The 7481-nt window shown below is 67.0% G+C and carries 7 protein-coding genes; 5 read left to right on the forward strand and 2 right to left on the reverse strand.

The features are described 5' to 3' along the window. Window positions 1–12: 12 nt before the first annotated feature. The 3 genes from DBV14_RS25290 to DBV14_RS25300 are packed head-to-tail and all read left to right on the forward strand — an operon-like array spanning window position 13 to window position 3813. A complete protein-coding gene (locus DBV14_RS25290; RefSeq protein ID WP_124463291.1) occupies window positions 13–2460 on the forward strand; it encodes a DUF802 domain-containing protein in 2448 nt (815 codons plus the stop codon). Further along, window positions 2460–3107, forward strand: coding sequence for an OmpA family protein (locus DBV14_RS25295; RefSeq protein WP_124463294.1), 648 nt, complete (start codon window positions 2460–2462; stop codon window positions 3105–3107). Before DBV14_RS25290 ends, DBV14_RS25295 begins: the two co-directional genes overlap by 1 nt. Beyond that, a complete protein-coding gene (locus tag DBV14_RS25300; RefSeq protein WP_311732863.1) occupies window positions 3100–3813 on the forward strand; it encodes a DUF2894 domain-containing protein in 714 nt (237 codons plus the stop codon). The genes DBV14_RS25295 and DBV14_RS25300 overlap by 8 nt, the downstream gene beginning before the upstream one ends. Here the strand turns inward: DBV14_RS25300 and DBV14_RS25305 are convergent. Both DBV14_RS25305 and DBV14_RS25310 read right to left on the reverse strand, forming a co-directional pair. Next, window positions 3800–4369, reverse strand: coding sequence for a CinA family protein (locus DBV14_RS25305; protein ID WP_124463296.1), 570 nt, complete (start codon window positions 4367–4369; stop codon window positions 3800–3802). The genes DBV14_RS25300 and DBV14_RS25305 overlap by 14 nt on opposite strands. 5 nt (window positions 4370–4374) lie before the next feature. After that, window positions 4375–5022: a DJ-1/PfpI family protein gene (locus DBV14_RS25310; RefSeq protein WP_124463298.1), complete on the reverse strand. Its 648-nt coding sequence runs from the start codon at window positions 5020–5022 to the stop codon at window positions 4375–4377. Between the two features lie 195 nt (window positions 5023–5217). Between DBV14_RS25310 and phbB the strand changes: the two genes are divergently transcribed. Together phbB and DBV14_RS25320 are read left to right on the forward strand one after the other, a co-directional pair. Further along, the gene (gene phbB, locus DBV14_RS25315) at window positions 5218–5955 is read left to right on the forward strand and encodes an acetoacetyl-CoA reductase (RefSeq protein WP_124463300.1); all 738 of its coding nucleotides are present in this window, start codon (window positions 5218–5220) and stop codon (window positions 5953–5955) included. Window positions 5956–6080: 125 nt separating this feature from the next. Continuing rightward, entirely contained in the window at window positions 6081–7424 is a 1344-nt protein-coding gene (locus tag DBV14_RS25320) for a dicarboxylate/amino acid:cation symporter (RefSeq protein ID WP_124463302.1), read from the forward strand. Window positions 7425–7481: the final 57 nt, after the last annotated feature.

Here is a 7481-nt window from a genome sequence, read left to right on the forward strand (position 1 = left end):
AACCAGATTCCCATGAACAGATTTCTTCATTACGCCGCTTTCATCGTGGGCCTGGCCGCCGTCTGCTGGGTCGGTATCGGGTACATCGGCTCTAACCCGCTGGCGCTGGCCATCACCCTGCTGATCGGCGCGTTCTACCTGATGGGCGCGCTGGAACTGCACCGCTTTCACCAGGCCACCACCACGCTGTCGCGCGCCGTGACGGACATGACTGACATGCCCCAAGCCCCGGCGAGCCTGGGCCAGTGGCTCGACCAGCTGCATCCGTCGCTGCGCAACGCCGTGCGCCTGCGCGTCGAAGGCGAGCGCGTCGGCCTGCCCGGCCCGGCCCTCACGCCTTACCTGGCGGGCCTGTTGGTGCTACTCGGCATGCTGGGCACCTTCCTGGGCATGGTCGTCACGCTGAACGGCACCGGCTCGGCGCTGGAGCACGCGACCGACCTGCAGGCCATGCGCGCCTCGCTGGCGGCGCCGGTCAAGGGCCTGGGCGTGGCCTTCGGCACCTCGCTGGCCGGCGTGGCCGCATCGGCGATGCTCGGCCTGGTGTCCGCCCTGTGCCGGCGCGACCGGCTGCAGGCCGCGCAACTGCTCGACACGCGCATCGCCACCACCTTGCGCGTCTTCTCGCTGGCGCACCAGCGCGAAGAGTCGTTCAGGCTGCTGCAGGCCCAGGGCCAGGCAATGCCCGCGCTGGTCGACCGCCTGCAACTGCTGATGGAAGCGATGGCGCAGCAGAACCATGCGCTGAACGAGCGCCTCATTTCCAGCCAGGACAGCTTCCATGGCAAGGCCGAAGCCGCCTACGCCAGCCTGGCCACCTCGGTCGACCATTCGCTCAAGCAGAGCCTGACCGAAGGCGCCCGCATTGCCGGCGCCACCATCCAGCCGGTCGTCGAAGCCACCATGGCGGGCATTGCGCGCGAAACCGCCGCGCTGCACGACACCGTGGGGCACAGCGTGCAGCAGCAACTCGAAGGGCTCTCGACCCGTTTCGAAGCCAGCACCGCCACCGTGGCCGAGATCTGGAAAAGCGCCCTCGACGGCCACCAGCGCGCGAGCATGGCGCTGTCCGACGACCTGCGTGGCTCGCTCGGCCAGTTCGCCGAAACCTTCGAGCAGCGCTCGGCCTCGCTGGTGGACAGCGTGGCGGCCCGGCTTGAAACGACGGTCGGCAGCGTGTCCGACAACTGGCGCGATGCCCTGGCGCAGCAGGCGCGCGCCAGCGAAACCTTGTCGGGCGACACCCAGCGTGCCCTGGCCGCCGCGTCGGCCACCTTCGCGCAGCACTCGGCGTCGCTGCTGAACACGGTGGGCCAGGCGCACACCGAGCTGCAGACCGAAATGGCCTCGCGCGACCAGCAACGCCTGGCCGCCTGGACCCAGTCGCTCGAAGCCATGGCCGTGTCGCTCAAGCAGGAATGGCAGCAGGCCGGCGCCCGCAACGAAAACCAGCAGCAGGAAATCTGCAAGACGCTGGCCGACACCGCGCGCGACATCTCCGCCCAGACGGAAGCCCACGCGAAGAGCACCATCGCCGAAATCGGCCAGCTGGTGCAGGCCGCGTCGGAAGCGCCACGCGCCGCCGCCGAAGTGATTGCCGAACTGCGCGAGAAGCAGGCCGGCTTCGAGCAGCACTCGGTGTCGCTGCTGCAAACGGTGAACCAGGCGCATACCGACCTGCAGGCCGAAATGGCCTCGCGCGACCAGCAGCGCCTGGCGGCCTGGACCCAGTCGCTCGAAGCCATGGCCCGGTCGCTGCAGCAGGAGTGGCAACAGGCCGGCACGCGCAGCGAAAACCAGCAGCAGGAAATCTGCAGGACGCTGGCCGAAACCGCGCGCGACATTGCTGCCCAGACCCACGCGAACGCGCAGAGCACCATCGCCGAGATCGGCCAGCTGGTGCAGGCCGCGTCGGAAGCCCCACGCGCCGCCGCCGAAGTGATCGCCGAGCTGCGCCAGAAGCTGACCGACAGCATGGCGCGCGACAACACCATGCTGGAAGAACGCAGCCGCATCCTGGGCACGCTGGAAACCCTGCTCGACGCGGTGAACCATGCGTCGACCGAGCAGCGCGCGGCCATCGATTCGCTGGTTGCGGCATCGGCCGAACTGCTCGACCGCGTGGGCACGCGCTTCACCGACAAGGTCGACGCGGAAACCGGAAAAATGGCCGACGTCGCCGCGCAGATCACCGGCAGCGCCGTCGAAGTGGCGAGCCTGGGCGAGGCCTTCGGCTTCGCGGTGCAGCTGTTCACCGAATCGAACGACAAGCTGGGCGCGCACCTGCAGCGCATCGAAGGCGCGCTGGGCAAGTCGATTGCGCGCAGCGACGAGCAGCTGGCCTACTACGTGGCACAGGCGAGGGAAGTCATCGACCTGAGCATCATGTCGCAGAAGCAGATCGTCGAAGACCTGCAGCACATCGCCAGCCGGCGCGTGGCCGTGGGCAGCGAAGCGTGATGACCGAAGACGTCGACGCCGGCGTCGAGCCGACGGTGCCCGTGTGGGCCGTCTTCGGCGACCTGATGGCCGGGCTGCTGGGCGCCTTCGTGCTGATCCTGGTGTGCGTGATCGGCATGCAGCTGGAACTGGCGAACAAGCTCGAAACCGAGGTCAAGCAGCGCCAGGCCGAAGCCAAGCGGCTGCAGACGCTCGAGCAGGCGCTGGCGGGCCCGCTGGCCGCGGGCCGAGTGACGCTGAACAACGGGCGCATCGGCATCAGCGGCAGCGTGCTGTTTGCCATGAGCTCGGCCGAGTTGCAGCCCGAAGGCCGGCAACTCCTGAAGAGCCTGGCCGGTCCGCTCACGGCGTACCTGCAGGCCCGCGACGAGATCCTGATGGTTAGCGGCTTCACCGACGACCGGCAAGTGCGCGGCGGCAGCCGGCAGTTTGCCGACAACTGGGAGCTGTCGGCCCAGCGCGCCCTGACGGTGACGCGCACGCTCATCGAAGAAGGCATTCCCTCGTCGTCGATCTTTGCCGCGGCCTTCGGTGCCGAGCAGGCGGTGGCGTCGAATGCCGATGCCGACGGACGCTCGCGCAACCGGCGCGTCGAAATGGCGCCCACGCCCCGGCCGTCCAACGCGGCCAGGAAGCCTCGTGAGTAGCGAAGAAAAAGAAAGCGCGGGCGACGACGTGGCGCAGAGCGGTGCGATGCTCGACGCATGGCGCGCGCGTGGCGCCGATCGCATCGACCCGGTGCGCTTTCGCTTCATCGAGGCGATGGCCCGGCGCACGGCCGGCCAGCAAGGCGACGCGCGGCGCCTGCTGGAAGACAGGCTGGCCGGTTTGCTCGCGGCGTATGGCGAGCGTGTGGCCGCGGGGGAGCAGGCCGCTGACAGCATGGCACCGCCGGCAGCCGTCGCCATTGCCATCGCCACGCAGCAGCAGCAGCAAAGCCAGCCCCCGCGCGGGGCACTCGCGGAACTCGTCGAGCACCTCGGCCGCGTGTCGGCCCACGGGGACGGCCCGGCGCCCGGCGATGCGGTGGCCAGCCTCACGCCTTCCGGTGAAGAGAAAACACTTCGCTATTTCCGCAACACGTGGTCGCGGCTCAGTGCCGAGCGGCGCGTGACGCAGTCGCTGGCCAAGGTGCCGGAGAACGCCGGCCCGCTCAACTCGCACCACCTCGTGCACCGGTCGCTCACGCTCATGCGCGACCTGTCGCCGGAGTACCTGAACCGCTTCATGTCGTATGTCGACACCTTGCTGTGGATCGACCAGGTGAACAGCAGCGGTGCCGCCGCTCCGGCGGGCGCGAATGCGCCACGCGCCGAGAGCGGCAAGAAGACGGCGCGCGCTAAACCGGGTTGATGCCCGCGCCGGCGCCCGCTTCGGGTGCCCGCAGCGTTTCGTCGAACAGCTGCAGCAGCTGCCGCGCGAACACTTCCATGTTTGCCGGACGGTCGGTGTCGCCCGTCTCGACGGTCCGGCTGGCCGTGACCATGCCACCGCCAGGGCCGGAGCCTGAGCCAGCAACGGCCACGCACACATGCCCCGGCGCATCGCCGTACGGGCTGCCCGATGGCCCGGCCGCGCCGCTTTCGCAGATGCCCCAGGTCGCGCGATGGCTGTCGCGTATCCGGGCCGCGATGAAGCGGGCATAGGGCTCGGTCTCGGCGCGCATGCCGTTCATGTCCTCGGGCACCAGCCCCAGCAGCGCCTTGCCGGCGCGGCGCGAATAGACGACCGCGCCGCCCAGAAAGAAGGCCGACGCGCCCGGTATGGCGAGCAGCGCGGCCGACACCAGCCCGCCGGCCGACGACTCGGCGACCGCCACCGTCTGGCGCCGTTCGCGCAGCGTGGCGCCCACGCGTGCGGCGAGCACGGCCAGCGGTTCGAGGGAAGAGTGCGTGGTGATGGCTGTCATGGCATTCATGGGTTCCCCGCCCGCTTGACGGGCCGCCGCACATACGCCGGCGCGCGCTCGTGGCTCGCCGTGCTGCCGTACACCGTGTCCGCCGGGTAGTACTCCGCCTGCAGCTGCACCTTGGCGGCGGCTTCCTCGCCCGCCGTGTGGGCAATAAAGGCCAGCATCAGGTCGGTACCGGCCGATACCCCGGCCGAGGTCCACACGTCGCCGTCCTGCACAAAGCGCTGCTCGACCACCTTCACGTCGCCCAATGCGCGCAGGCGGTCTAGCGAACCCCAGTGCGTGGTTGCGGTCCTGCCCGACAGCAGGCCGGCCGCATGCAGCACGAAGGCGCCGGTGCACACCGACAGCAGTGCCTTGCAGCGGGGCGCCTGGTCGGCCAGGAAGCGCACCATCGCGGGGTTGTCGACCTCGCGGCGCGTGCCCATGCCGCCGGGCACCAGCAGGCAGTCCAGCGGCGGGCAGTCGGCAAAAGACACGTGCGGGTTGATGGACAAGCCCTTGGCGCAGGCCACCGGTTCGCGCTTCTCGGCGACGATGAGGCAGTGGGCGGGGCCCGCCGCCAGCTTGCTCCACATGGTGAGCATTTCCCAGGGGCCGACGAAGTCGAGTTCTTCGACGTCGGGGAATACGATGATCCCGAAATTCATACTTTCGAACTCCTTGAAGGTAGAGGCCGTGCAAGAGCGTACAGGCGGCAGCATAGAGGCGTGCGCCACGCCACGTCTTCGTGACAGCTGGTTGCAAGCTTGGCTCAGTGTTTTCCTCAGAGTTCGATGGCGTGAAAATGGCTAGAGTGAAGGCGGCCGTTCAGGCTTTTGCTAAGCACACATCAAGGAAATTTCATGAGCAAGAAAGTTGCATATGTCACCGGAGGCATGGGTGGCATCGGAACAGCCATCTGCCAACGTCTGCACAAGGACGGATTCACCGTGGTCGCCGGTTGCGGCCCTACGCGCGACCATGCCAAGTGGCTGGCCGAACAGAAAGCCGAAGGCTTCGAGTTCCACGCCTCCGTCGGCAACGTCGGCGACTGGCAATCCACCGTCGAGGCCTTCTCGGCCGCCAAGGCCGCGCACGGCGCGATCGACGTGCTGGTCAACAACGCCGGCATCACGCGCGACCGCATGTTCCTCAAGATGACGCCCGAGGACTGGAGCGCGGTCATCGAGACCAACCTGAACAGCATGTTCAACGTCACCAAGCAGGTGGTGGGCGACATGGTCGAGAAGGGCTGGGGCCGCATCATCAACATCAGCTCGGTCAACGGCGCCAAGGGCCAGGCGGGCCAGACCAACTATTCGGCGGCCAAGGCCGGCATGCACGGCTTCACGATGGCGCTGGCGCAGGAGCTCGCAAGCAAGGGTGTGACGGTCAACACCGTGAGCCCCGGCTACATCGGCACCGACATGGTGAAGGCCATCCGCCAGGAAGTGCTCGACAAGATCGTGGCGACCATCCCGGTCAAGCGCCTGGGCGAGCCCAGCGAAATTGCCTCCATCATCTCGTGGCTTGCCACGGACGAAGGCGGCTACAGCACCGGGGCCGACTTCTCGGTCAACGGTGGCCTCCACATGCACTGAGCATGCTGACCATCACCTGAACATGAAACCCGCTTCGGCGGGTTTTTTCATTTCAAGCGATGTGGCTTCTACGAATAGAAAGTACGCGCTACCGCTCCTACAGTTCCGAACCCTCTGGAGGCACCATGGAAAACACAACAAGTACACCCGCCAAGAAGCTCCCCCTGTACCGCTCCCTTTACGTGCAGGTGATCACCGCGGTGATCATCGGCGTGCTGCTCGGCTACTTCTATCCGTCCGTCGGCGAGTCCATGAAGCCGCTCGGCGACGGCTTCATCAAGCTCATCAAGATGATCATCGCGCCGATCATCTTCTGCACGGTGGTGGTCGGCATCGCCGGCATGGAAGACATGAAGAAGGTCGGCAAGACCGGTGGCCTGGCGCTGCTCTATTTCGAGGTGGTGAGCTCCATCGCGCTGGTGGTCGGCCTGGTGCTGGTCAACGTGCTCAAGCCCGGCGAGGGCATGAACATCGACCCGGCCACGCTCGACACCAAGTCCATCGCCGCGTACACCGGTCCCGGCAAGATGACGGGCACGGTCGACTTCATCCTGAACATCATTCCCAACACCCTCGTGGATGCCTTCGCCAAGGGCGAGATCCTGCAGGTGCTGCTGATCGCGGTGCTGTTCGGCTTTGCGCTGCACAGGTTCGGCGGCCGCGGCACGCTGGTGTTCGACGTGATCGAGAAGGGCTCGCACGTGCTCTTCGGCATCGTCAACTACATCATGAAGCTGGCGCCCATCGGCGCGTTCGGCGCCATGGCCTTCACCATCGGCAAGTACGGCGTGGGCAGCCTGTTCTCGCTGGGCAAGCTGATGGGCACGTTCTACCTGACCTGCCTGCTGTTCATCTTCGTGGTGCTGGGGCTCATCGCGCGCTTCCACGGCTTCAGCATCTGGAAGTTCATCAAGTACATCAAGGAAGAACTGCTGATCGTGCTGGGCACGTCGTCGAGCGAATCGGTGCTGCCGCGGATGATGGAAAAAATGGAGAACCTGGGCGCAAACAAGACCTGCGTGGGCCTTGTCATTCCCACCGGCTATTCGTTCAACCTGGACGGCACGTCGATCTACCTGACGATGGCGGCGGTGTTCATTGCGCAGGCAACCAACACGCCGATGACGCTGGTGCAGGAGATCACGCTGCTGGCGGTGTTGCTGCTGACGTCGAAGGGCGCGGCGGGCGTGACGGGCAGCGGCTTCATCGTGCTGGCGGCGACGCTGTCGGCGGTGGGGCATGTGCCGGTGGCGGGGCTGGCGCTGATCCTGGGCATCGACCGCTTCATGTCCGAGGCCCGCGCGCTGACGAACCTGATCGGCAACGGGGTGGCGACGATCGTGGTGGCCAAGTGGACGAACGAGCTGGACATGGACCGGTTGCAGGCCGGTCTGGACAACGAAACGTGGGTCGAGGCGCAGGAGCCGGAAGCACTCGACGCTGCTCGCACCAGCAAGATGGTCGGTTAGTTCTTGCCGTCACGCCGTGGCCGTTTGGGCGCTGTCTTCAGGGCGGCGCCCACGCCG

This window comes from Variovorax sp. KBW07 (genome assembly GCF_003852515.1).
Classification (GTDB): Bacteria; Pseudomonadota; Gammaproteobacteria; order Burkholderiales; family Burkholderiaceae_C; genus Variovorax.

What these genes read in the sequence shown, in the direction of transcription:
- DBV14_RS25290 (WP_124463291.1), top strand. Translation starts at nt 13, where the DNA reads ATGAACAGATTTCTTCATTACGCCGCTTTCATCGTGGGCCTGGCCGCC.
- DBV14_RS25305 (WP_124463296.1), bottom strand. Translation starts at nt 4,369, where the DNA reads ATGACAGCCATCACCACGCACTCTTCCCTCGAACCGCTGGCCGTGCTC.
- DBV14_RS25310 (WP_124463298.1), bottom strand. Translation starts at nt 5,022, where the DNA reads ATGAATTTCGGGATCATCGTATTCCCCGACGTCGAAGAACTCGACTTC.
- DBV14_RS25295 (WP_124463294.1), top strand. Translation starts at nt 2,460, where the DNA reads ATGACCGAAGACGTCGACGCCGGCGTCGAGCCGACGGTGCCCGTGTGG.
- phbB (WP_124463300.1), top strand. Translation starts at nt 5,218, where the DNA reads ATGAGCAAGAAAGTTGCATATGTCACCGGAGGCATGGGTGGCATCGGA.
- DBV14_RS25320 (WP_124463302.1), top strand. Translation starts at nt 6,081, where the DNA reads ATGGAAAACACAACAAGTACACCCGCCAAGAAGCTCCCCCTGTACCGC.